Annotated in this window: 24 protein-coding genes; 1 reads left to right on the forward strand and 23 read right to left on the reverse strand. The window is 62.2% G+C overall.

The annotated features are described in order from the left end of the window. Positions 1 to 58: 58 nt before the first annotated feature. From VES88_00370 to hslV, 4 genes are read right to left on the reverse strand one after another with little or no spacing between them, the layout of a single operon-like run. The gene (locus VES88_00370; protein ID HYN79925.1) at positions 59 to 628 is read right to left on the reverse strand and encodes a peroxiredoxin; all 570 of its coding nucleotides are present in this window, start codon (positions 626 to 628) and stop codon (positions 59 to 61) included. Continuing rightward, on the reverse strand, positions 553 to 1,473 hold the full coding sequence (gene argF / locus VES88_00375; GenBank protein ID HYN79926.1) for an ornithine carbamoyltransferase: 921 nt from the start codon (positions 1,471 to 1,473) through the stop codon (positions 553 to 555). Before argF ends, VES88_00370 begins: the two co-directional genes overlap by 76 nt. Before the next feature lie 4 nt (positions 1,474 to 1,477). Further along, entirely contained in the window at positions 1,478 to 2,935 is a 1,458-nt protein-coding gene (gene hslU / locus VES88_00380) for an ATP-dependent protease ATPase subunit HslU (protein HYN79927.1), read from the reverse strand. Between the two features lie 43 nt (positions 2,936 to 2,978). After that, entirely contained in the window at positions 2,979 to 3,545 is a 567-nt protein-coding gene (gene hslV, locus VES88_00385; GenBank protein ID HYN79928.1) for an ATP-dependent protease subunit HslV, read from the reverse strand. Positions 3,546 to 3,572: 27 nt separating this feature from the next. Between hslV and VES88_00390 the strand changes: the two genes are divergently transcribed. Continuing rightward, on the forward strand, positions 3,573 to 3,971 hold the full coding sequence (locus VES88_00390; protein ID HYN79929.1) for a hypothetical protein: 399 nt from the start codon (positions 3,573 to 3,575) through the stop codon (positions 3,969 to 3,971). On the opposite strand, the gene VES88_00395 is transcribed toward VES88_00390, so the two are convergent. The 19 genes from VES88_00395 to VES88_00485 all read right to left on the reverse strand — a co-directional run. Next, positions 3,931 to 4,095, reverse strand: coding sequence for a hypothetical protein (locus VES88_00395; protein ID HYN79930.1), 165 nt, complete (start codon positions 4,093 to 4,095; stop codon positions 3,931 to 3,933). The genes VES88_00390 and VES88_00395 overlap by 41 nt on opposite strands. Before the next feature lie 79 nt (positions 4,096 to 4,174). Beyond that, positions 4,175 to 4,888, reverse strand: coding sequence for a molybdopterin-dependent oxidoreductase (locus VES88_00400; GenBank protein ID HYN79931.1), 714 nt, complete (start codon positions 4,886 to 4,888; stop codon positions 4,175 to 4,177). Then, positions 4,885 to 5,772, reverse strand: a complete 888-nt coding sequence (locus tag VES88_00405; GenBank protein ID HYN79932.1) for a cytochrome b/b6 domain-containing protein — start codon at positions 5,770 to 5,772, stop codon at positions 4,885 to 4,887. Before VES88_00405 ends, VES88_00400 begins: the two co-directional genes overlap by 4 nt. A gap of 146 nt (positions 5,773 to 5,918) precedes the next feature. Then, positions 5,919 to 6,878, reverse strand: coding sequence for a tyrosine recombinase XerC (locus tag VES88_00410; protein ID HYN79933.1), 960 nt, complete (start codon positions 6,876 to 6,878; stop codon positions 5,919 to 5,921). After that, complete coding sequence (gene trmFO, locus VES88_00415; protein ID HYN79934.1) at positions 6,859 to 8,250, reverse strand: methylenetetrahydrofolate--tRNA-(uracil(54)-C(5))-methyltransferase (FADH(2)-oxidizing) TrmFO; 1,392 nt, start codon at positions 8,248 to 8,250, stop codon at positions 6,859 to 6,861. The genes VES88_00410 and trmFO overlap by 20 nt, the downstream gene beginning before the upstream one ends. Before the next feature lie 106 nt (positions 8,251 to 8,356). Beyond that, on the reverse strand, positions 8,357 to 10,780 hold the full coding sequence (gene topA, locus VES88_00420) for a type I DNA topoisomerase (GenBank protein ID HYN79935.1): 2,424 nt from the start codon (positions 10,778 to 10,780) through the stop codon (positions 8,357 to 8,359). Positions 10,781 to 10,788: 8 nt separating this feature from the next. Next, positions 10,789 to 11,049, reverse strand: a complete 261-nt coding sequence (locus VES88_00425) for a DUF494 family protein (GenBank protein HYN79936.1) — start codon at positions 11,047 to 11,049, stop codon at positions 10,789 to 10,791. Between the two features lie 40 nt (positions 11,050 to 11,089). Further along, the gene (locus VES88_00430; protein HYN79937.1) at positions 11,090 to 11,608 is read right to left on the reverse strand and encodes a shikimate kinase; all 519 of its coding nucleotides are present in this window, start codon (positions 11,606 to 11,608) and stop codon (positions 11,090 to 11,092) included. Next, a complete protein-coding gene (gene aroC / locus VES88_00435; GenBank protein ID HYN79938.1) occupies positions 11,609 to 12,805 on the reverse strand; it encodes a chorismate synthase in 1,197 nt (398 codons plus the stop codon). A 125-nt stretch (positions 12,806 to 12,930) separates the two neighbouring features. After that, entirely contained in the window at positions 12,931 to 15,339 is a 2,409-nt protein-coding gene (locus VES88_00440) for a hypothetical protein (protein HYN79939.1), read from the reverse strand. Between the two features lie 6 nt (positions 15,340 to 15,345). Beyond that, the gene (locus VES88_00445) at positions 15,346 to 17,433 is read right to left on the reverse strand and encodes an AMIN domain-containing protein (protein HYN79940.1); all 2,088 of its coding nucleotides are present in this window, start codon (positions 17,431 to 17,433) and stop codon (positions 15,346 to 15,348) included. Further along, positions 17,430 to 17,942, reverse strand: coding sequence for a hypothetical protein (locus VES88_00450; GenBank protein HYN79941.1), 513 nt, complete (start codon positions 17,940 to 17,942; stop codon positions 17,430 to 17,432). The genes VES88_00445 and VES88_00450 overlap by 4 nt, the downstream gene beginning before the upstream one ends. Beyond that, positions 17,939 to 18,571 (reverse strand): type 4a pilus biogenesis protein PilO, encoded by a 633-nt coding sequence (gene pilO / locus VES88_00455; protein HYN79942.1) that lies wholly within the window; start codon positions 18,569 to 18,571, stop codon positions 17,939 to 17,941. The genes VES88_00450 and pilO overlap by 4 nt, the downstream gene beginning before the upstream one ends. Before the next feature lies 1 nt (position 18,572). Beyond that, positions 18,573 to 19,349, reverse strand: coding sequence for a PilN domain-containing protein (locus VES88_00460; protein ID HYN79943.1), 777 nt, complete (start codon positions 19,347 to 19,349; stop codon positions 18,573 to 18,575). A gap of 21 nt (positions 19,350 to 19,370) precedes the next feature. Then, entirely contained in the window at positions 19,371 to 20,402 is a 1,032-nt protein-coding gene (pilM, locus tag VES88_00465; protein ID HYN79944.1) for a type IV pilus assembly protein PilM, read from the reverse strand. An 80-nt stretch (positions 20,403 to 20,482) separates the two neighbouring features. Then, positions 20,483 to 20,929: a hypothetical protein gene (locus tag VES88_00470; GenBank protein HYN79945.1), complete on the reverse strand. Its 447-nt coding sequence runs from the start codon at positions 20,927 to 20,929 to the stop codon at positions 20,483 to 20,485. Continuing rightward, entirely contained in the window at positions 20,926 to 21,867 is a 942-nt protein-coding gene (locus VES88_00475; GenBank protein HYN79946.1) for a prepilin-type N-terminal cleavage/methylation domain-containing protein, read from the reverse strand. The genes VES88_00470 and VES88_00475 overlap by 4 nt, the downstream gene beginning before the upstream one ends. Further along, the gene (locus VES88_00480) at positions 21,858 to 22,208 is read right to left on the reverse strand and encodes a prepilin-type N-terminal cleavage/methylation domain-containing protein (GenBank protein ID HYN79947.1); all 351 of its coding nucleotides are present in this window, start codon (positions 22,206 to 22,208) and stop codon (positions 21,858 to 21,860) included. The genes VES88_00475 and VES88_00480 overlap by 10 nt, the downstream gene beginning before the upstream one ends. Before the next feature lie 210 nt (positions 22,209 to 22,418). Next, the coding region (locus VES88_00485; protein HYN79948.1) for a hypothetical protein at positions 22,419 to 22,719 on the reverse strand (301 nt) is incomplete at its 5' end.

Here is a 22,719-nt window from a genome sequence, read left to right on the forward strand (position 1 = left end):
GTCGAGCATCCGCAGGAGACATGCCCACCGTCCTGACGGCTCGTGTTAACCGAGCCCTTCAATCAAGCGCACGGACCGCCGACTCGACTTCCTGTACTTGTCCCGCGATCTGCACCTTCGGGAAGATCTTCGCGACGCGACCGTCACGGCCCACGACCACCGTCGTCCGCTCGACGCCCATGTACTTCACGCCGTACAGAGACTTCTCCTTCCAGATACCGAACGCGTCGGCGAGCCGGTGGCCTTCATCCACCAGCAGCAGGTACGGCAGCTCGTTCTTCTGCTTGAATTTCCGGTGCGACTGAGCGCTGTCAGGGCTCACTCCCATCACCACCGCATCTATCTCCCCGAACCGGGGAAAGGCGTCGCGAAAATCGCACGCTTCCTTCGTTCAGCCGGAGGTGTTGTCTTTCGGATAGAAAAAGAGAACGACGTTCTTCCCCTGGAAAGAGCGCAGGCTCACCATGCTCCCGTCGTCCGCCTCGAGCGTGAAATCAGGGACAGCATCGCCTTCCCTGATCACATCGGTGCCGCTCGCGGGAGGCGCCGTAGTCACAGCGCCACTCCGCCCATGAGATTCGCCATTATCGCCTTCTGAATGTGAAGCCGGTTCTCGGCCTCGTTCCACACCCTGCTCTGCGGTCCGTCGATTACATCGGGAGCAACTTCCTCGCCCCGGTGCGCGGGAAGGCAATGAAGAAAGATTGCGCCCTTTTTCGCGCGCGCCATGAGCTTCTCGTCCACCCTGAACCCGTCGAACGCCTTCTGCCTGATCGCCTGCTCGTCTTCCTGACCCATCGAGGCCCACACGTCCGTGTTCACCACGTCCGCGCCTTCCGCCGCCTCGCTTGGCTCGCGCACGACGCGAACATTCGCCGCGGATTGAGCGCGCTTGAGAATCGCGCCGTTGGGGTCATATCCCTCGGGACACGCGAGCGTGAGATCGAAGCCGAGCCGGTACGCCGCGTTCATCCACGAGTTCGCCATGTTGTTGCCGTCACCTATCCAGGCGACGCGCTTTCCGTCGACGGAGCCGAGCTCCTGAATGATCGTCAGAACGTCGGCGAGAACCTGACATGGATGGAGCAGATCAGTGAGCCCGTTTATCACGGGAACGGTCGCGAACTTCGCAAGCTCCTCGACGTCCGCCTGCGAAAAAGTCCTGATCATTATTCCGTCGACGTACCGCGACAGTACGCGCGCAGTGTCGGAGACGGGCTCACCGCGGCCGAGCTGCACGTCTCGCGACGAGAGGAAAAGCGCGTGACCGCCGAGCTGCCACGTGCCCACCTCGAAGGAGACACGCGTTCGCGTCGATGACTTCATGAAGATCATCGCCAGCGACTTTCCGGCAAGCGGTTTCGCCGTGTAAGAGCCGTCCCGCATGCGCTCGGCAAGCGCAAACAGCTTCAGCAGCTCGTCGCGCGAGTAGTCCGGAATCGCGAGGAAGTCTCGCGCGCGATCGGCAGGCATGAGGCTAGAGAATGTACCGGCGCAAATCTTCGTCCTCGACGATCGCCTTGAGACGCTCCGTCACGAGCGCGGCATTCACCGCAATCTCGCCATTGCCGCGGTCGGGAAGCTCGTATAGAACCTCCTCTAGCAGGGTCGTCATCACCGTGTGCAGGCGCCGCGCTCCGATGTTCTCCATCCGGTCGTTCACCTGCGCGGCGATCCGCGCGATCTCGGCAATTCCGTCAGTCGAGAATGTCAGCTTTGCGCCATCGGCCTCGACGAGCGCTGCGTACTGTTTGGTGAGCGCGTTCTCCGGCTCCGTCATGATGCGCACGAAGTCGGCCTCGGTGAGCGGCTTGAGCTCGACGCGGATCGGAAACCGGCCCTGAAGCTCGGGAATCAGATCGCTCGGCTTCGCGACGTGGAAAGCGCCGGCGGCGATGAACAGCACGTGATCGGTTTTCACCATTCCGTACTTCGTTTGCACGTTGGAGCCTTCGACGATCGGAAGCAGATCGCGCTGCACGCCCTCACGCGAGATGTCGGGCCCGCCCATCGACGGGCCGCGCTGGCCGGCAATCTTGTCGATCTCGTCGAGAAAGATGATCCCCATGCTCTCGACTCTCTCGAGAGCGTCAGCCGTCACGTCTTCGGTATCGATCAGCTTGTCGAGCTCCTGCTGGAGCAGGATGCGGCGCGCCTCCGACACTTTTACCGTGCGCTTCTTCGTGCGCTTCGGAAGCATGTCCTGGAGCATGTCCGAGAAATTCTCCATGCCTTCCGGCGCGCCCTGAGGAATCATCATGTCGAACATCGGCGCGCTCTGCGATACTTCGATGTCCACTTCGCGCGACTCGAGCTGACCGTCGAGCAGGAGCTGCTTCAGCTTTTCGCGGGTCCGCTTGTAGCGCTCTTTCTCGACATCCACTTCCTGTGAGACGTTGCCGCTCGACGAGACGAGGAAAATCGGCGATTCGCCTCCGGCCGCGTTTGCCTGCTCTGGTGCCGGCGCGGATTTCCCGTCTGCCGGCACCGGCAGCAGAAGATCGAGCAGACGATCGTCGACACGATCGTGAGCCAAATCTTCCACCTCGGTCTCACGCTCCGTGCGCACCATGTTCATCGCACTCTCTACGAGATCGCGCACCATGGATTCGACGTCGCGACCGACGTAGCCCACCTCGGTGAACTTCGACGCCTCGACCTTTATGAACGGCGCACCGGCAAGCTTCGCCAGGCGACGCGCGATCTCCGTCTTTCCGACACCGGTAGGTCCGACAAGGATGATGTTGTTGGGAGAGATCTCCTCGCGGATCGCTTCCGGCGCACGCTGCCGTCGCCAGCGGTTCCGCATCGCTATTGCCACCGACTTCTTGGCGTCGGCCTGGCCCACGATGTAACGGTCGAGCTCAGCGACAATGTGCCGAGGCGTCAGCTCGGCGAGCTTGGCCAGCGCCTGAAGGGTTCTCGGGGATGTCACCTTTGGCCAGTTGCCGGAGTCAGACAGACATGATGCGCAGTGATCATGTCACCGGCTCGAGCACCGTGATGTTGAGATTCGAGTACACGCAGATCTCGCCCGCAATCCGAAGCGACTGTTCGACAATTTCCTTTGCCGAAAGCTCTGTGTTGCTCACCAGCGCGCGCGCGGCCGCAAGCGCGTACGATCCGCCGGAGCCAATGGCAAGAATGCCGTCGTCAGGCTCGATGAGATCGCCGGTGCCGGAGATTATAAAGCCATGCTCGGCGTCGGTAACGGCGAGAAGGGCCTCGAGGCGCCGCAAAACGCGGTCGCTCCGCCAGTCCTTCGCCAGCTCGACTGCCGCTCTTGGCAGGTTTCCCGGATGCCTCTCGAGCTTCTCCTCGAACTTCTCGAAAAGCGTGAACGCGTCGGCCGCGGCGCCGGCGAATCCGGCGAGCAGCTTTCCCCCGCGCAGCGCTCGCACCTTCTGCGCGTTGGACTTCATAACCGTATTTCCGACCGTAACCTGGCCGTCGCCGCCGAGGGCCACCTTGCCATTTCGGCGGACTGCCAGGATCGTCGTGGACCGGATCCTGGTGGAGCGAATCCTGCTACTCTCCCTTTTCATCAGGTCAAAATTAACAGGGATGGCAGGGTGAAGCTGGAGCAGCTACCAATCGTAATCGGGGTTCTCGTCTTTCTCATCGCGTTGGCGATTGCCTACGATTCGATGAGTCCCGAGGAGCGACGCCCGTTCCGCGAGAGGCGGAGGCGCCAGCGCGCAGATCTCAACCGCACGGGCGAGCTTTTCGTTGCGCTGGGGACGGCGTGCGTGGCTGCGGCGCTCATCGGTCGCGACAACTGGCGGTGGGGAAACATCGCTGTATTTGCCGCCATTGCGCTGCTGGTCATTGGCGCGGCATTGAACCACCAGTTCCTGAAGGAGCTCCTGCTTTTTCGCGGGGCCAGCAGGCGCGCTACTGAAGATGAGCGGGCGCCGTCGACCCGTGCAGCTACTCAGTCGGCAGTGATTCGGGGTCGTATTTCAAGGTGACGCGGGCGATGTCGCGGACGAGCTCCTGAAAGCTCTCGGGGCTCATGTGACCGCATACCAGTCTCAGTCGCACGGCGATGTCGCGCTCGAGACGCTCGAGCGCCGGATTCGGGGTGTCGGCCAATTTCACCTCTGAGGAATGCGACGGCAGGAGCCGGCACCAGGTTACGCATTCCAGATACACCCACTTTGATTCATATGTTTCACACCCCGGCGTACCATTCATATCCCTGGTCGCTCCAGTAGCCGCCGTTTCGGACCGGCATAAAAACGATGCGGGTGAGGTACTTGGTGTTCTTGTAGCCAAGCTTTGTTGGAGAGTACACGCGGGCGGGCGCGCCGTGCGCCGGCCCGAGCATCCGACCGTCGAGACCGTAGGCAACAACCGTCTGCGGATGCAGCGCGCTCTCCAGGTCCCAGCTCTCGTGATAGCCGCTGTCAAATGACTGAAAGTCGACGTACTTCGCCGCGGGCTGAGCTCCGGCAAGACGCGCGAGGTCGCGGAGCCGGACGCCCGTCCATTCCTCGATGGCCGTCCATCCTTCCACGCAATAGTGATTCACTCGCTGCGTCGTGCGAGGCAGTTTCTGGAGGTCGTCCAGCGTCAGGCTGAGGGGACGATCCACCAGGCCCGATACTTCGAGCGCCCATCGTCCGCGCAACGCCTCGTTCCAGATCGGAACCGTCTTCGACACGAAATAGCTCGGCAGCGCGTTCCCGGTGAGACGCGTTCCGGCAATTGGCGCATCCATCGCGGTGTGGCGGAAAAGCGCGCGCTCCAGCGACTCGTTCTTTCGCTCGGCGTATCGCAGGAGCTTCTCGGCGCCCTTTGGACCGCGTGAATCGCATGCCGCGAGCAGGGTGGACCACGCCGCGGCGCCCGTAAGCTCCATGAACTTCCGTCGATCGATTGTCACTCCTCCGCTCCATCCGGCACCGCGGAAGCCGGCTCCGATGGCGGGGCGATTGCCGGACCGGGGAACGCCGGCGCTTCTCCGCCTGAAGGGTGTGGAATAGCAACCGGCGGTACGCTCGGCGGCTCCGGTGCCGCAGGTCGTGCAGGAGGTACAGGTGCGGGAGGAGCGTCAGCGGGCTCTTTCGATTTTCGCCGCCCGAACAGATTGTAGAACGGCCGCGCGTTTCTCGCTTCGGGCGATTTCTCCGGACTGTAGCCGCCGGTGGTGATGGCCCTCAATGCGTAAGGATCCACGGCGAAGACCATGAAGATGTGGATCGCGCTCAGCGCGACGAGCGCGACCATCGACAGGAAATGCCAGTAGCGGGCCCAGACATATCCGCCCATGAGGTCGGTCAATGGCGCAAGCTGAACCGGCTTCCAGATCGCGATCCCGCTGAGGACCGCCACAGCTCCGACGATGGGGAGGACGAAATACGTTCCGCGCTGAAGCGCATTGTATTTGCCCTGCACCGGATGCCGCTTTCTCAGGAACAGGTAGTACTTCATCATCTCGAGCGAATCGCGAAAGAATGATTTCCTCGGGACGAGGTCCCGCCATTCTCCGTGCAGGTAGATGAAGCCGAGGTAGATGATTGCGTTGACTACGAGAACCCACATCATCGCAAAGTGCCAGTTTCGCGCGCCGGCCAGCCAACCGCCGAACGTCAGAGCATTCGGAATCGGCTGACCCTCCCACGGGTAGCAGCAGAAGGTCTCGCCCTTCCGCGCGAAAGCCGGGTACGCATTGAAAATCCTGAGCCCGCTCCCCACCATGATCGTGAGCGCGACGGCGTTCACCCAGTGGGTTATGCGGACGACAGGATGAATTCGAGCTTTGCCCATACTACCTGCGGAAGCGGTTTCGCGTCGGACCCGGGATGCAGACAGTGGTGAAGGTTGATCTGGGACCAGATCAACCGGTATGCATTCCCGGCTGCTCGGATTATACGATGGCAATTATGTGTGCGGTTTTGTCCAGCCGCGAGGTCTTACGCCCTTGGGTGGGCCTTCCGGTAGACTTCCTTGAGCCGCTCGACGCTGGTGTGGGTGTAGATCTGCGTTGTCGAGATCGAGGCGTGGCCAAGGAGCTCCTGAACTGCGCGGAGGTCGGCGCCGGCGTCGAGAAGGTGCGTGGCGAAGCTGTGGCGCAGCGAGTGAGTGGACAATCCCGAGTCTTCGTCGATGCTGTCGAGGAAACCGGTGACGGCGCTCTGGATGGCGCTCACCGACATGCGCTTCCCGCGACTGCTGAGAAAAAAAGCGGTCCTGTCGGCCTTTGGCAGTGAGGTGCGGACGATCTCGTCGCGCTTCACCTCGTAGTTGCGCAGTGCAAGCTGCGCGTGATCGCCGACTGGTATGATGCGCTCCTTACGGCCCTTCCCGCGCACCTTTACCTGCTGCGACAGAAGATCGATGTCGGCGCGGTTGATTCCACGCAGCTCGGACAATCGCATTCCCGTAGAGTAGAACAGCTCCAGAATCGCGTTGTTGCGCACGTCGGTGAAGCGGCCCTCCTGCGCTTTCAGCTCGGAGCTTTGGAAGAGCAGGTCGATCTGCGTCCGGTCGAGATAGCCGGGCAGGTGGCGCTCGAGCTTCGGGCTGTTCACGCCGCGCGCCGGATTGGATTCAACCTCCTCGTTTCGATGCATGTACGCGTAAAAGCTTCGAACCGCGGACAGAGCGCGCGAGATGGTGCGCTTCGACAGCTTTCGGCGAGTGAGGTGTGAGAGAAATCCGCGAATCGCGAGTCGATCGACTCCCTCCCAGCTCCATTCCCCACCGCCGTAGTAGCCCCTGAGGTAAGCGGTGAACTCAGTGAGGTCGCGACTGTACGCCTTGAGCGTGTGTGCCGAGACATTCCGCTCTTTCTCCAGGTGAAGGAGGAAGTCGGTCACCTCGGGCGAGATGACTGTGGGCCGCTCCGCCGTGTCAGCTGGTTTCAGCGACACGGACAGCACTTTCGATCGACTCGTTCCATTCGGCGATCGCCGCAAGCGCGCGCTCGGCGATCATCTCGCGCTTTCGCTTCTTGTCGCGAATTGCCTCCGGCAGATCGTCGACGAGGCCGAAGTTTGCATTCATCGGCTGAAAGTGCGAGGGATCTGCCTCACGCATGTAGCGGTACAGCGCACCGAGCATCGTGACGGGCGGAGGGATCACTGGCTCCTCGCCGCCGATGATGCGCGACAGGTTGATGCCGGCCAGCAGGCCGGTCGCGGAGCTTTCCGTGTATCCCTCGACGCCCGTGATCTGTCCCGCGAAGAGAACACTTGGATCGTCGCGCAGCGAGAGATGAGAGGTGAGAGCCGCCGGAGAATTCAGGTAGGAGTTCCGGTGAATCGAGCCGTAGCGAAGAAACTCCGCGTTGGCCAGACCGGGAATCATCCTGAACACGCGCTGCTGCTCCGGGATTCTCAGTCGCGTCTGGAAACCGACGAGATTCCACATGCGGCCGTGCCTGTCCTCCCGCCTCAGCTGCACTACGGCGTGGGGCCGCTTGCCGCTGCGCGAATCCTGCAGACCGACCGGCTTCATCGGCCCGAAGCGCAGCGTTTCCGCACCGCGACTGGCCGCGACCTCCACCGGCATGCACCCCTCGAAGTACGGAGCCTCGTCGAACTCGTGTCCGTGAAACTGATCCGCGGTAGTCAGCGCTGAGATGAACGCGTCGTACTCTTCCTTCGACATCGGGCAATTGAGATAGGCGCCCTCATCGCCCTGGCCTTCCATCGTCTCTCGTCCGTACCTCGAGGCCGAAAACGCAATCGTCTCATCGATCGACTCTCTCGAGACGATCGGGGCGATAGCGTCATAGAACGCGAGGGCGCTCGTCCCGAGCCGCTCGCGAATCGCATCAGCCAGAGCGTCGGAAGTCAGAGGACCCGTCGCGATAATGGAGTTCGGCTCGAGGGTGGTGACTTCCTCGCGTGTTACTTCGAGGTTGGGATGCAACGCGATTTTCGCGGTGACTGCCGAGGCGAAAGCGTCGCGGTCGACGGCCAAAGCGCTGCCCGCCGGAACCCGCGCTGCATCGGCGCACTCGAGGATCATCGAGCCAAGCACCCGCATCTCGGCTTTCAGCAAGCCGTGAGCGTTGGACGTCTCGGTGCTCTTGAACGTATTCGAGCACACCAGCTCGGCGAGTTTATCCGTTGTGTGTGCGAGGGTCGTTCGCACCGGACGCATTTCGTGCAGGGCGACGCTGTGGCCCCGCTCGGCCAGCTGCCACGCTGCCTCCGAGCCGGCCAGCCCACCGCCTACTACATGAACAACCCTGTTGCCCGTTTCCAGTTGACCGTACCCGTACCTGTTGGCCGTTATCCGGTTGCCGTTATCCGGTTGCCGTTATCCGATTGCCGCTGCCTGCTTCCCGACGTCCGCTATCCGGTGCGCCTTTGCCTCTTATCCGCTCATCTGTTGAATCCGTTTACACCGCAACTGCCTCCGCCGGGCGCTCCGGTGCTTCCCACTCGTTCGCGCACTTTATGCACCGACGGTACTCGCCACGAGTTTTGTTGGATTTCATCTCCGCGCCGACGTAGCCGCACTCCGGACACACTTCCGCAACCGGCTTGTCCCAGATGACGAAATCACACGCCGGATAATTCGAGCACCCGTAGAACGCCTTGCCCCGCTTCTTCGAGCGGCGAATCGAGATGTCACCGCCATCCTTCGGACATTTCACGCCGGTAGGCATCGATCGCGTTCCGCGACACTTCGGGAAGCGCGAGCAGCCAAGGAACTCGCCTGAGCGACCGTGGCGAATCACCATTGGGGCGCCGCACTCGTGGCAGATCTGATCCGTGAGCTCGGCCGGCTTCCGCTCGCCGCGCAATGGGCGAGTATACTTGCAGGCCTTCGGATGGTTCTCGCAGGCAATGAAAGGACCGAAGAACCCGCCGCGCGCAACGAGCTTTCCGCCGCAGTCGGGGCAACGCTCCGTGGCGAGCGCGGAGAGATCGTGAGCTTCCGCGATGAGCGCCTCGAAATCGGCGTCCCTGAGCGACGCGGAGAATGGACCGTAGAACTCGCCGAGCATTCCGCGCCAGTTCACTTCGCCTTCCTCGATGCGATCGAGGTCGCTCTCCATGCTGGAGGTGAACTTGACGTTGAAGATGTCGGGGAAGCTCTTGACCATGACGCGCTCGACCTTGTCGCCGAGCTCGGTGGGGAAAAAGCGGCGCTGCTCGAGCTGCGCGTATCGTCTGTCGACGAGCGTCGAGATGATCGACGCGTATGTCGATGGTCGACCAATCCCGAGCCGCTCGAGCTCCTTCACCAGGCTCGCCTCGGAGTACCTCGGCGGCGGCTCGGTGAAATGCTGCGAGGGCGTGATCTGCTTGACGGGGACACTCTCGCCTACCTCTACTGAAGGCAGCGCCTGTTCGTCCTCGAGGGGACGGCCGTGACCGTCGCCTTCCTCGCGCGCTTCGCGGTAGAGCGCCAGATACCCCTGGAACTTCATCACGCTGCCCGTTGAGCGGAACAGGTACGGAAGCGGCTTCACCGCTCCGTTTTTCGTTACCGAAAGATCGAAGTCAACGGTTGTCGTATCGAACACCGCCGGGGACATCTGCGATGCAATGAACCGCTGCCAGATGAGCTGGTAGAGCTTGAACTGATCGGCGGACAGGTAGCGCTGGATGTGCTCCGGGCGGCGCGTGGGATCTGTCGGCCGGATTGCTTCGTGAGCCTCCTGGGCATTCTTCGATTTGCCGTCGCCATAAAGCTGCACGCTCTTCGCGACGAACTCCTCACCGAAAAGCATCTGCACGTATTTGCGTGCCTCTGTCCCAGACGTTTCGGAGACGCGTGTCGAGTCCGTCCGCATGTAGGTGATGAGACCGACTGCGCCCTCGGGTCCGATCTCCACGCCCTCATACAGGTCCTGCGCCAGGCGCATCGTGCGCTTGGAGCCGTAGCTCAGCTTCTTCGCCGCTTCCTGCTGCAGTGTGCTGGTCGTGAACGGCGGCGCCGCATTCTTGCGCCGCTCACGCCGCTTGACTTCGGTGGCATCGAAATGTTTCCGGGGCTCGAGCTCCGCGAGAATCCGCTGTGCCGTCTCCTCGTTCGGAATGACGGGCTTCTTCGAGTCGATGTGGTGGAGCTTCGCGATGAACTCCTGCCCCGCCTTCTCGAGCAGTGCCTCGACCGTCCAGTACTCGACTCTCTTGAATGCGTTGATCTCGCGCTCGCGCTCGACGAGCAGACGAAGCGCGACTGTCTGCACCCGCCCGGCTGAGATCCCCTTCTTTACAGTCTTCCAGAGAACGGGGCTGGCCTTGTAACCGACGAGCCGGTCGAGAACACGGCGCGCCTGCTGCGCGTCAACCTTCCGGTCGTCGATCTCGCCGGCGCTGGCGATTGCCTTCTGCACCGCCTCGCGAGTGATCTCGTGAAAGAGAACGCGGCGAATTGGAGCGCCGTTCTTCCGGCGGATCTGTCCGGCGACGTGCCAGGCGATTGCCTCGCCTTCGCGGTCGGGATCGGTTGCGAGCAGGATCTCACGCGAATCCCGCGCGGCAGTCTTGAGGTCGGCGAGCGTTTTCTCCTTTCCCGGGATAGTGACATACTCCGGCTCGAATCCGTTCTCGATGTCGATGCCGATCTTTTTCTCGGGCAGGTCGCGCAGGTGACCGATCGTGGCGCGAACGCGGTAGCCGCGGCCGAGATACTTTCCGATGGTCTTGGCTTTCGCGGGCGACTCGACAACTACAAGTGTACTTGTACCCGGCTCGAAGGGCGCGTCATCGTCGTCTACGATCGCCGACTTCCGCGATTTCACGCCGCGGGCGGTAGCGCCGGTTTTCTTCGCCGTTTTTCTTGCCGCTTTCTTTTTGGCGATTGCCATGAGGCTGCCTAGTGGACCGTCTGGTTGTCGCCGGGCGCGCCGGAGTCCTCGAGGCCCGAGCCCTCGAGCATTCCGCGAAGGTCTTCGAGAGCGATCCTGCCGTCGATCTGCATGAGGGCGCGCTCGATTATGTGCTCGAGCTCGACCGGGTTGATTGCCCCCGATCCGCTGAGCGAAAGGAGGTGGCCCCAGGCGTCCGGGGCGAATCTGCCCCGCTCGTGCGGTCCCATCACTCTGAATGTCATTGGCACAGCCAGACGTTCGTCCATTCGCCTAACCTATTTGTGCAGTATATGGTCAGCAAGCGCGTTAATCCTCCCCGCCAGACGACAGAGCGTACTGGCACACCTGCTCGATAACTTCTGATTTCTCAATAACTTCGGTATCCAGCACCAGATCGGCGGTCTCGTAGAGCGCCCGCCGAGCGTCGTACAGCCGGTTGATAGCCCCCAGAGGGTCGGGACCGTCCAGAAGCGGTCTCCTGGCCCTTCCAGAAGCCATTCTGGCCAGCACGGTCTCCGGGGCCGCTCTAAGGTATATCATACGCCCCGTGGAATGCAAAAGTGCCATTGAGTCGGCGTTGGTCACCCATCCTCCTCCAGTGGCCATAACTGTTCCCTTGCTGCCTGCCAGCTCACTGGTCAGGGCCGCCTCGATGCTTCGAAAATAGGCCTCTCCCTTCCGCTCGAAAATCTGGCCAACTGTCGCATGCTCGCGGTGCTCTATCTCGGTGTCGAAGTCCACGAAGGGCCAATTCAGCAGCCGCGCTGCCGCCCGGCCTACCGAAGTCTTTCCGACCCCGGGAAGACCCACGAGGATGATGTTCAATTAGGTCCGTTTTCCAATGTGGTCGACATACCCGTCGAAGTTCCGACGCATCTCGCCCAGCGAATCGCCGCCGAACTTCTCGATCATCGCGTGCGCGATGACGAACGCCAGCATCGCTTCGGCAATCACGCCCATCGCCGGTACAGCCGTCACGTCGCTGCGCTCCGCCACCGCGGACGCGGCCTCGCCCGTTTTCATCTCGACCGTGGCGAGCGGCTTCATCAGCGTGCTTATCGGCTTCATCGCCACTCTCACGATGAGTGGCTCGCCGGTCGTCATTCCGCCCTCGAGTCCGCCGGCGCGATTTGTACGCCGGCGCAGATTGGCCGACCTCGCGCTCTCGCCCCCCGAGAGGATCTCGTCGTGCACCGCTGAGCCCGGAAGTCTCGCCGCGTCGAACCCGATTCCGATTCCTACACCTTTCACCGCCGGAATCGACATCATCGCCTTCCCGATGCGGCCGTCGAGCTTGCGGTCCCAGGAGACGTGGGATCCTATCCCCACAGGCAATCCAGTGCATACGACTTCGCAGACGCCACCAAGGGTATCGCCCGATTTCCTCGCATCGTCTATTCGCGCGATTATCGCCAATTCGTCCCCGCGATCGAGAACTCTTATTGGAGACTCGTCGGCAGCCGCATTGAGGTCGGCCGGCAATTCGTCGGGAATCACTGCATCGATCCCGCCGACCTGCACGCTGTGACTTCCAATCTTTATGCCGAATTCCCCAATGAGCTTTCGACAAATTGCCCCAGCAGCAACGCGCGCTGTCGTCTCGCGCGCTGAAGCTCGCTCCAGTACGTCACGCGCGTCTTCGCGATCGTATTTCAGCATTCCGGCAAGGTCTGCGTGGCCGGGACGCGGCCGCGTTACCGCACGTTTTCGCGAGACCGCTCCGCCGTCCGCCGCCGGTGCGTCCGGCTCCGGATCCATCACTTCGCGCCAGTTTTCCCAGTCACGATTGCGAATCATCATCGCGATCGGCGAGCCCATCGTGAAACCGGCGCGCACGCCGGAAAGAAACTTGACCTCGTCGCGCTCGATCCGCATCCGGCGCCCGCGCCCGTAGCCTTGCTGGCGCCGCGCGAGATCGGCGTCGACGTCCGAGGCAACCAGCGGCAGACCCGCAGGTGCACCCTCCAGAATCGAAATCAGCGCTGGCCCGTGTGACTCGCCGGCGGTGGTGAATCGAAGCATTTCCTTCCTCCCTCGCGGCCGTCTACAACGCAGAAGCCCGGCGTTTCAGCCGGGCTCGCGTTCACATCATCAACATAGCTCGATGAGCGCTCGACCGGCGTCCCGCAGCCGGTCGAGCGGTGCGCCTATGGACAACTCGTCGTAAACGTATCCGGGAGAGTCACGATCACAACCCCTCCCCTTGTCGCGCCGACCAGCACGAGCTGACCCGACGCGGCGCGGAATGCCGCCTTGATCGGCCCGATAATCGGGTCCCTGATCGGCACGTTGCTGACCCGCTTGTAGCAGTAGCTGTCGAAGATCTCGATGACCGGCTCGGCCGACGCGGCGAACAGCAGCCGGGTTGAAAGCGGGAATGAATTGGGCCCGCTGTTCGTCGGATGGAAATCCAGACCCGCGTTGCTCGTGGTGGTTCCGAGGATTCCCTGGAGCCTGAGAACCGGGTTGAGCAGATATGTGGAGTCCGCTCGAATGCCCGAGAGTGATCCGTCGAAGTTGATTGCGACGCCCTGGACCTTGGCGAAGCTGTTGGCCACGAAATCCGACACGTCTGCCGCCGGCGATATGCCCCGATCCATCACCGGGAATGAAAGCGTTCCGATACTGCCATCTATCAGGCGGACCTGGCTGATGAATCCGCGGCCGACCTCGAATGACATTGCGCGCGTGCCGAAGACCGGGCCGCCCTCGCCGTACGCAGCCCGGCGGAAGTTGCCCGAGTTCCGAACGAACGTGGTATCACGAAATGCCAGAGCCGTTGGGTCGACAACTACCGAATAGTTGTCGACCCTCGTGCCGGATGTGACTTTCTGCTGGTAGGGCACGAGCACCGACTCGACGCCGGTGTTCGCATCGTACCGGAGAATCTCCAGCGTATCGGAGCTGTTGGCTGCCTGGCCAACTGCCTGCTCGAAGAAGAAGTGAGAAGTTCCACGGGAGATGTTCTCCCACCGCAGCGTGCCATTGTTTTTCGCAAAGGGCTCGCTCTGGCCGGGAGTAGGCGTCGTCGAATAGGTCACGACGACATCTCCGCATTCCAGTCCTGTTCCGTCGCAGGTCGCGCCGATATACTGCGGCCGGTCGCTGAAGTCGTACTTGGTGCGCTCCTGAACAGTGAAGCCGGCGGGCGTCTTTTTCGACGTTACGCTGAACGCAATGATGTTCGGCAGCGCGTAGCGGAACACTTCCCGTCCGCTCCCGCTCGCGTTCAGGTTGACGTAGCTGATGTCAGTGCCGCCGGAGTTCGCGACCAGCAGCGTATCGCCTATCGTACCGTTGTGGTCGCGCGGCCAGGCAGCGATGCCCCACGGACGCGACCCCACGACGATCGCTGATTTGAACGCTGAGTCGGTGAGACTGAAAACCTCGAGCTGATTCCGCTCGATGTTAGTGAAGTACAGCCGGTCCGTTCGGGGGTGATAGATCACGTCGGCAACGGTTCCTCCGAGCGGCAGCGATCTGGTGGACCCGGCAACGATTGTCACCGTGTCGACACGATCGGTCCCCCCGGAGAGCTTTGCATAGGCACGCACGTTATTGGAGTTCCGGGCGAATGCCTGGATGAAGACCTGTGTCGGGAAAACCGAATACGGCAGCCTGAGGTCGAACGTCTTGAGCTGTGAGGTGATGCTGCCGTTCGAGACAACCGAGTCTCTGGCGTCGATTGCGCCGCCCACGGTCCTGCGCACTTCGTAGCCGAGCACGGTGATGCCGGTTTGATCGCTCGCCTCGACGTGCAGCGTGTCGTTCACTTCCATTCTGGTCGTGTGACTCATTGTCACGACCGGCGTGGAATTGATAGCCGAAAGCGGCTGAACGTTGAGAACGAGCGGCGGTCCGAGGGTGCGCTGGCCAAGCGAATCGATCACGAACGGAACGACCGATACTGAGCCTGTCGGAGCACTCGCCGGTATTGCAATCGTGTCGAGCACCGCCACCGAGTCGCTAAGCGGGCTCGAGTACACAACAGAGTCCACCAGCGCGAGACCGCTGGTCGCACGGAAGCCGACGGATCGCACTTTGACCGCGGAGCGCGCGCTGAGTGAGACGATTATGGATTTGCCGACAACGGCAACTGTGCCGCTGGCCGGACTCGTGAATTGAACATCGGCAGGGGCTACGTTGCCGACTGTAAGCCTGAGTGTATCGATTGGCGAACGATTGAGCGCTCCGTCCACGGCCTGTGCGGTGACCAGCACCGGCGTTCCTTTCGGAATGCTTCGAGGAACCGATACGGAGAACGGAATCGAGGCGTCGGTGTGGGCGCTCGTGAACGTCGAGTCGAAGCTGTAGTCGAGGCCGCCCGAGACATTGACGGAGATTGTCTTGAGGCCGAGGTTGTCCTTCGCGTCGACCTGGAACGAGATAACGGTGTCGACCGAGGTACCACCCTTTGACAGAGCAACAGACGGCGGCGACTGGTCGCTGAGCGTGTTGCTGCTGGACGTCGACTCTCCGCAGGCGCCGGCAATGACGACGAGCGCCGTTGCGGCAGCGAGCGAGGCGAGTCCGCGCCTGGTCATATGAGTCGGCATCGTCGGCTACTGTCTGGCGGGGGCGGGATTGCGCGAGAGCACGCGGTCGCCATCGTCGATGATGTGCGGCGTCACGAGAATCAGCAGATCGCGCTTCTGCTCGGACGTGCGGGTGACCCCGAACAGGCGGCCGATGATCGGAAGATCGACCAGCAGCGGTATGCCCGATTTCGAGCTCGTCACCTGCGTTACGGTCAGTCCACCGATAACGGCCGTCTCACCGTCGCCGACGAGCAGCTGGTTGTCGGCGCGCTGTTTCCCGAAGATGAAGCCAACGTCGGAGGATGCGAGCTGCGCATCGGAATTCTCGGCGTGCAGCTTGAGCAGGATCTGCCGGTTGTTCGTGATGTGCGGCGTGACACTCAGGATTATTCCAACTTCCTTGAGCTGAACGGTTGCGCGTGGAACCTGGTTCGGCTGCGCGCCGCCGCCCGGCTGACCCTGCGTGCTCAGATCGAGAACACGAATCGGAATCTCCTGCCCGACGAGAATCTCAGCTTTTCTGTTGTCCAGCGTCACGATGCTCGGCTCAGCCTGCATGTCCGCCAACCGTACTTCCTGCAGAGCATCGAGGAAGGTCGTCAGCTGAAACTTTCCAAGCGTGGCGGAGAATATCAGCTTGAGCGCGGGATTGACCACGCGGGCATTTGCGTTGGCAATGGCCGAGAGGGCGTTCCCACCGAGGAGAATGCGGTCGCCATTTATTGGCGAGCCGCCACCGAATGCATCGGGAACTCCGTCGCCATTGGTGTCCACGGGCTTGAGAGTCGACGGATCGATGCGCGGCGCGAGCTGGCCGAAGAACTGATCGGTGCCGGTGCCAAGATCGTACGAGATTCCGAGCTCTTCTATGTCGGTACGGTTCACGAAGATGATCTTCGCCTTGATTGCGACCTGCGGAGTGCGGACGTCGAGACTCTTCACGTACGAGAGCAGATCCGCCATTCGCGACGGTGTCTCGGTGATGAGCAGCGTGTTCGTCGCCGTATCGGCCGCGACGGCACCACGCGAGTAGCAGCTCGTGCGGGTGTTCTGCGGCGCTTCGGGTACGCCGCCGGGCGTGCAATCCTTGGCGAGCAAACCTGTGAGCGTCCCGACGAGCGACGCGGCGCTTGCGTAGTTCACAGCAACGAGCTGCGTGGTAACGGGCTCGGACTGCTGCTTTGCGGCAATGTTTCTGTAGCTGTCGACCGTGATGATTCCGCTAAGCGCGTCCTCTGCCGCGGCAAGGCCCTGGCCCTGCAGAATCGCGCGCAGAGCGACGTCCCACGGCTGATTCTTGATTTCGGCGGTGATGGTTCCAGCGACATCCTTGCCGACTACGATCGTGCGCCCGGAGAATGATGCGAAGGCGGCGATTACGTCGCGGATGTCCGCGTCCTGATATGTGACGGTTATGCGAGGCTGCTCGGACATGACTGTCGCCGTTCCAAGCCGATTCGACGCATTGGCGCGGTCGTAAGCAGAGCTGGTCGAGGTGATGTTTGGATCGGGGGATGCGCTGTTGGCGGGTTCATCGGCCTCGACAGGCTCAGCCGCACTACTATAGGTATCGCTCTCGGCCGGCCTGGCCTGAGGAGCGGGTGCCGGCGAGGCATCGGCCGTTGTCGAGCTTCCTGCACGGGCGGCACGGGCGGCGGCGTCGGACGAGTACCATGCGGCGAAGGCTCCGGGTGAGCCGGCAACGGCCACGCGGACTTCTCCATTGGAGCGCGAGACTTCGTACGGATGTGCGGCATCCATCTCGATCACGACGCGTACGACGCCCGGCTTGAACTGCGCGGCACGGATGTTCGTAACGCCGCCGCGCATGACGCGGTCGTAGCGCGGTGCCATGTCAAGTGTGGCGCCCTTGAGATCGACGACGATGCGGAACGGAGCTTCGAGCATGAAATCATCAACCTCGATTGACGCATCGACGCCGATGACTACCTGCGCCCGCCCCGCGTTGGGAACCACGCTGACGGCGCGAACCGTCACGGTATTCCCGGTCGCGGGAGCCGCTGCATGTCCGCTCGCCCATTCCGCCGTCAGCGAGCCTGTCGCCGAGAGCAGGACAACGAAAGCGGAAGTGATGGTCAAGAGCTGCTTCATTGCGTCCTCACTTTGGTGGAATCATTCATCGCCAGTGTCTCCTGGCGGCTGTAACCGAACTCCTCGATGCCGAATGTCACCGACTTCTGGCGTATTGCGGCGACGCGCATGCGGCCGATCTCCTGGCCGACCTTGACGCGATACTGCTCCTTCGATGTGACATCCCGCAGAACAGCAACCGAGTTTCGTCCAAGGGGATCGAAAGCGACGGCAACGAGCTTCAGATCCTGGAAGACCGGACGCAGCTCACCGTTGTTCATGAGAGAGACGAACGGGTCGCGGCGGCCAGTGCCCTGATAGGCGTAGGTCTCTCGCGAGATGAGCTGCGGGCTTGCTTCGCCCGTCGCCGGCGCGACTGCTGGGGCAACGGCCGGCTTGGAAAGCGGGGCGGCCGCCACGCGCACCGGCGCCCGAGCGCCAGTGGTTTGCGCTGTCGCTGCAACCGCGAGCGCTACAACGACCGCGCCGACTGCGACGCAGGCGATGAGACTGCTTCGATTGACCGTCATTCCCTGTTCTCCTGGTCGGCTGCTCCGCCGGTCGAATCGGCCGTGTGAGCTATGTAGGTCTGAATCTGGAAGTCGCTATCGAGCAGCAGCTCATCCTTCTTCTGAATCCTGATCTTTCCTTTTTCCTGCGGTGCGAGCGGCTTCAGAGTCAAAGCGACTGGCGCGATGATTCGGTTGAGAGATCCGACGTTCGTGAGAAACGCTGCGATGTCGTGGTAGCTGCCGGTGACCGAGAGCTTGTACCGGTAGGTGTCGAACTGCTCGCCGACAAGCACCGGCATCGGCTCGACAGAAGCCAGGTCGAGCCCGACTCGGCGCGCTGCAGTCGACACGTTCTCGAGCAGCGCCGGAACTTCGTTGGTCGTCGGAACGACCTGTCTGAGCACTGCAAGCTCGGCCGCGAATTGCACCGCTTCCGCGCGCATCTTTGCGAGCGAGCCTGCAGTGACCTCGGACCTCACCTTGGCATTCCTCGCCTCGAGCACATCGACGTGCTGCTCGATTGCCGCCAGCGCATCGCGCTTCGGCAGATAGAGGAAGTAGGCGTACGCGCCGGCGAGTGCGACGGACAGCACGGCGGCGCTGATGAGCATCTGATCACGCTTCGAGAGATTGGCGCCAATTGCCATGTCAGTTTCCTCCGGCGGAAATGGCCACCGACTTGATCAGATACGGCGGTGGAACCTGCGATTCCGCCTCGAGCTGGAACTCGGTGACTTCCTTGCCGTCCGCGGTGACCATGTCGGACCGCGTGAGCTGCACGTTCTGAATGAACGGCGACGCTTCGAGCGTCTTCATGAAGAGCGTAAGCGCCTGGATGTCGACCGTCTGGCCGACAACCCTGAACTTCGTTGCGCGCGATGCGATCGCGAGCACCGAGTCGGCGCGGGCCTTTCTGGTCTTTGCATCTGCCGGCTTCTCCTTGCCGCCCTTCTGCGCGGCAAGCGCCTTTGCGGCCGTCGCGCTGTCAGTCGCTACAGAGGTGGGTGGAGTGCTCGTCTGCGTGACCGTGCGAAGCCAGGTGTAGGCCGGCAACGCACTCGAGATTTCGTCGAGCAGGTGCGGCCACAGATAGCGGCTGGCATCGATGGACTTGATGATCGCGACCTGCTGGTACAGCGAATCCCGGGCGGCTTCGGCCTTGGCCTTCGCGGCGAGCACGACCTTGAAGCGCGTTGAGTCCTCGATTGCCTTTCGCTCACGCTCGACGAGAGTGCGCTCCTTCGACTGCTGTCCCATGAACAGCAGCGCAACCGTCAGAACCACAAAGCTCACCGTCCCGACAGCGCCGAGGAGAAACTTGTCCTTGACGCCGGAAGTTGCGCTGGCGACGAACCCGCCGAAGTCGATTCCGGCACCGCCCTCAGATTTCCCGCCGGCACCCGGAAGAAGATTGACTTTGATCATGTCAGATGTCCGTTTGGCCGGTTACTGGCGGAGAGCGAGACCGATGGGGAGCATCAACAGCGGCGCCACCTCATCGGTAGAGAGAGAGGCCAGCGCGCCATCGCGCATGCTGAGGCGAGCCAGCGGATTGGCATGCTCGACGGGAACTCCGAGTCTCGTGCCGAGAATCTCGGCGAGACCCGGCGTGCGGGAGCCGCCACCACACAGGTAGACGGCGCGCACCTGAGCGACCGCTTTTGCCGTCGAGAGAAATGCGGCACCGCGCTCCACGCTGACCGCGATCTCTTCGGCGCGCTGCTGAAGAATCGAGTCGAGGTTTGGCGAGCGATCGAAACCGCGAATCATCGCTTCCGAATCTCTTGCGGAAACGGCGTGCTGGCGCTGGAGATCCTCGCTGAAACGGCGGGTTCCGAGTGGAAGCTCACGCGTCAGCAGTGGAACTCCGCCGTCCATAATGTTCACGTTGGTCACTTCATGGCCGACGTTGACGAGGCCCACCAGACCCATCATCGCTTCCGGATAGTTGACCTCGAACGCATTGTGCAGCGCAAAGGCGTCGACGTCGACGATTGTCGGAGTCACACCGGCCTCGGCGAGAATCCGGAGCTTCGAATCGATCAGATCTCTCTTGGCGGCAACGAGGAGCACGTTCATCTCGTCGGAGGTCCGGCCTGGATCGAGGATCTGAAAATCGAGCTCCACCGACTCGACGTCGGGCACGTGCTGCTCGGCTTCCCAGCGCATGAGCTCGCGGGCCTGCTTCTCCTTTACGCGCTCGGTCTGGATCTTCTTGATGATGACGTCGCGCCCGCCGACTGCGGTGACGACGTGCCTCGAATTCGCGCCGGCTGCGTCGAGCGACACGCGTATCGCGTCGGCGACGATGCCGGGATCCATGACTTCACCCTCCACGATTGCATCGGGAGGGAGCGATGTAATGGCGACTCTGACAAGCTCAGGCCCGCTGCTGCCATGATCGACAACGGCGACCTTGATGAGGCCTGAACCAACGTCGAGGCCCACTGTCGTCTTCCTGCGACTAAATAGCGGCATGATGTCCTGGGTAGGAGACCGCAAGGGATTGCACCTCAACACGATTCACCGGGCGGTGAGGTAACAGCTTCAGGGCGCTTTCAGTACAGCTCGCTCCACGCTTGCCCGGTTACACGGAATGGCGGATTGACAGGCGCCCCATCGCGCACCGTGCGCACAAGCACCCCTACCCTGCGGCGAAGTGCGGCCGCGTCAGCTGAGCGCAGTCTGCCATCCGCCGTGACGAGATAGAGGGCCGTGTCGAGCTTCGTGACAAACACGTCACTTTCCAGCAGGCCCCGCGACAGCGTAGGCAACCGCTGTGTCTCTCCAGTGCTCATGGAGTCCCGCGCTGATGCATCCCAGCTCTCGAGAGCCTTCGCGGCTGCGTACTCCGCGTACGAGAATGCCTGCTGGTCACGCAGCTCGTTGCGAGCGACAACGAGCTCCTGGCCGCTGGCGAAGAACGCGCCGGTGATGATGAGCGCGATTATTACAAGTGCGACGAGCGCGGCAACGAGAATGAACCCGCGGTGGTGCGCGCTCATCGCGCGCGGTTCCGCGGAGAAACGGTCACGACTGCAGAATCGCGGTACTTGACGCGCGCATCGCCCGCGAGCGCGACTGCGCCGGCCGTACTGCCGCGCAACACTATGTCGATTCGCGCTGTCAGCATGGAGAGCGATTCATCTGTGATCTCATCGCCGCTCGCGGCGAAGTAGCGAAAGGCAAGACCTGCTTCGGGATCGCCCGAGCCCTTGTAAGGGAGATAGGGGCCGCTGACCGGCTGGATGGTTCCGCACGAAGGTGGCCCTGCTGCGTTGCAGCGACGATATCCCAGGTACCATTGCCCCACCGACGCGTAGAGACTGTAGCGCCCCCGGCGAAGGAATCGCACAGGAGCGCCCTTCCGAATTCCCGTTGCGGGACTGGCCGTGAGCGTGACCGCGTATCCGCGCTGGCCACCGGCAACGTCAGAGGACGAAGTGAATCCGGTTGACGGTGGGCACGACGTCGCGAGCGAGCGTGTGGAAAACGCCGCGATGCGCGTTTCCACCCACCGGGCTGAATCCGGAGCACCGCCCGGCATTGCATAGATCAGCGCGATGTCGCCGGTGTCCGGCGACGCAAGAAGCGATGTGAGTGTAGCCCCGCTCGAGAGCGTAGCTGGCGTCAGAAACAAAGTGGAGCCTGCCGGCGTTTCGCAAACCACCGAGCTGCCAACCGTGCTGAAGAATTCGACCGCGGTGTCTGTCATCAGCGGGAGGCCGTAGCGCTCGATGGCAGCGCCACGGATGTCCGATGTCAGAACATCCGCTCCATCGCGCAGTTGACTTCTTACCTGAAGCATCTGCGAGGCCGAGCTGTAAAAGCGTTCCTGCCTGCTCAGCGTTACCATCAGAGTTGTGCCGATGATTGCGGCGATTGCCGTAGCGACAATCATCTCAATGAGGGTGAATCCCGCGGTTCGCCGGTTCAGGGGCATGGCGCAGCGGTGAGAAAGTCGTCGCTGCGTGCACCGCGGCTTGTCGGGTACGAGACTCGCTGGCTGAGCTCCGCTGATACCGCTCCGGCCGACACGACCCAGTCGGAGCGCACTCCGCGCGCTGTCTCGCTTCCGCTCGCGAGGGAGCCGCATGCCGAGGCCATCGACGCTTCGGCGCGGCTACGCGCCATTGTGACGCCAGAAGAGCGTCGCGCAGTGTCTGACATTCGGCGCACAGTCACCGCAGCGGAGCCGGCAAGCGCGAGGGCGCCTGCCGCGAGAATGACAATGGCTACGACTACCTCGATCAGCGTGAATCCGCGCTGCGATTCTCTGTTCATGCGCGGACAGTATCGTCTCGCAACTGTCTGCGCGGCATCGTCACGCTGAGACAATCATCGAATCAATGCGGCCTTATCCGTTCAATCCGCCGGATCCGTTCGCCAAAAAAGAAAGGCGGCCATCTGGCCGCCCTTTCCTGCACTTCGGAGGGCGAGTCAGCCCACGATCGCGAGAATCGTGGGCCGCTCATTCCCCTCAAGACAGCGTGATCAGGTGCAGGTAATGAGACCGTTCACCGAGGACTGACAGGTCTTGGTCGTGAGCGAGTGCGTCGCAACCGCTGACCATCCAGCCGGGGGACCGGCAACTGCCGTCGCTGCCATCGTCACGTTCTGCGAAGCGGTGAAGCCCTGAGCCGAGCCGTTACCTGAGAAGTACGTGCCGGCACTGTCGGCAGCATAGCTCTCTTCGTACGTGGCCAGGTTGCGAAGGTCTGCCTTCATCGATGCGAGGTAAGCCTTCTCCTTCGTGTTCGCGAACTTCGGGATCGCGATCGCGGCAAGAATGCCG

This window comes from Gemmatimonadaceae bacterium, from assembly GCA_035633115.1.
In the GTDB taxonomy this organism is placed as follows: domain Bacteria; phylum Gemmatimonadota; class Gemmatimonadetes; order Gemmatimonadales; family Gemmatimonadaceae; genus UBA4720.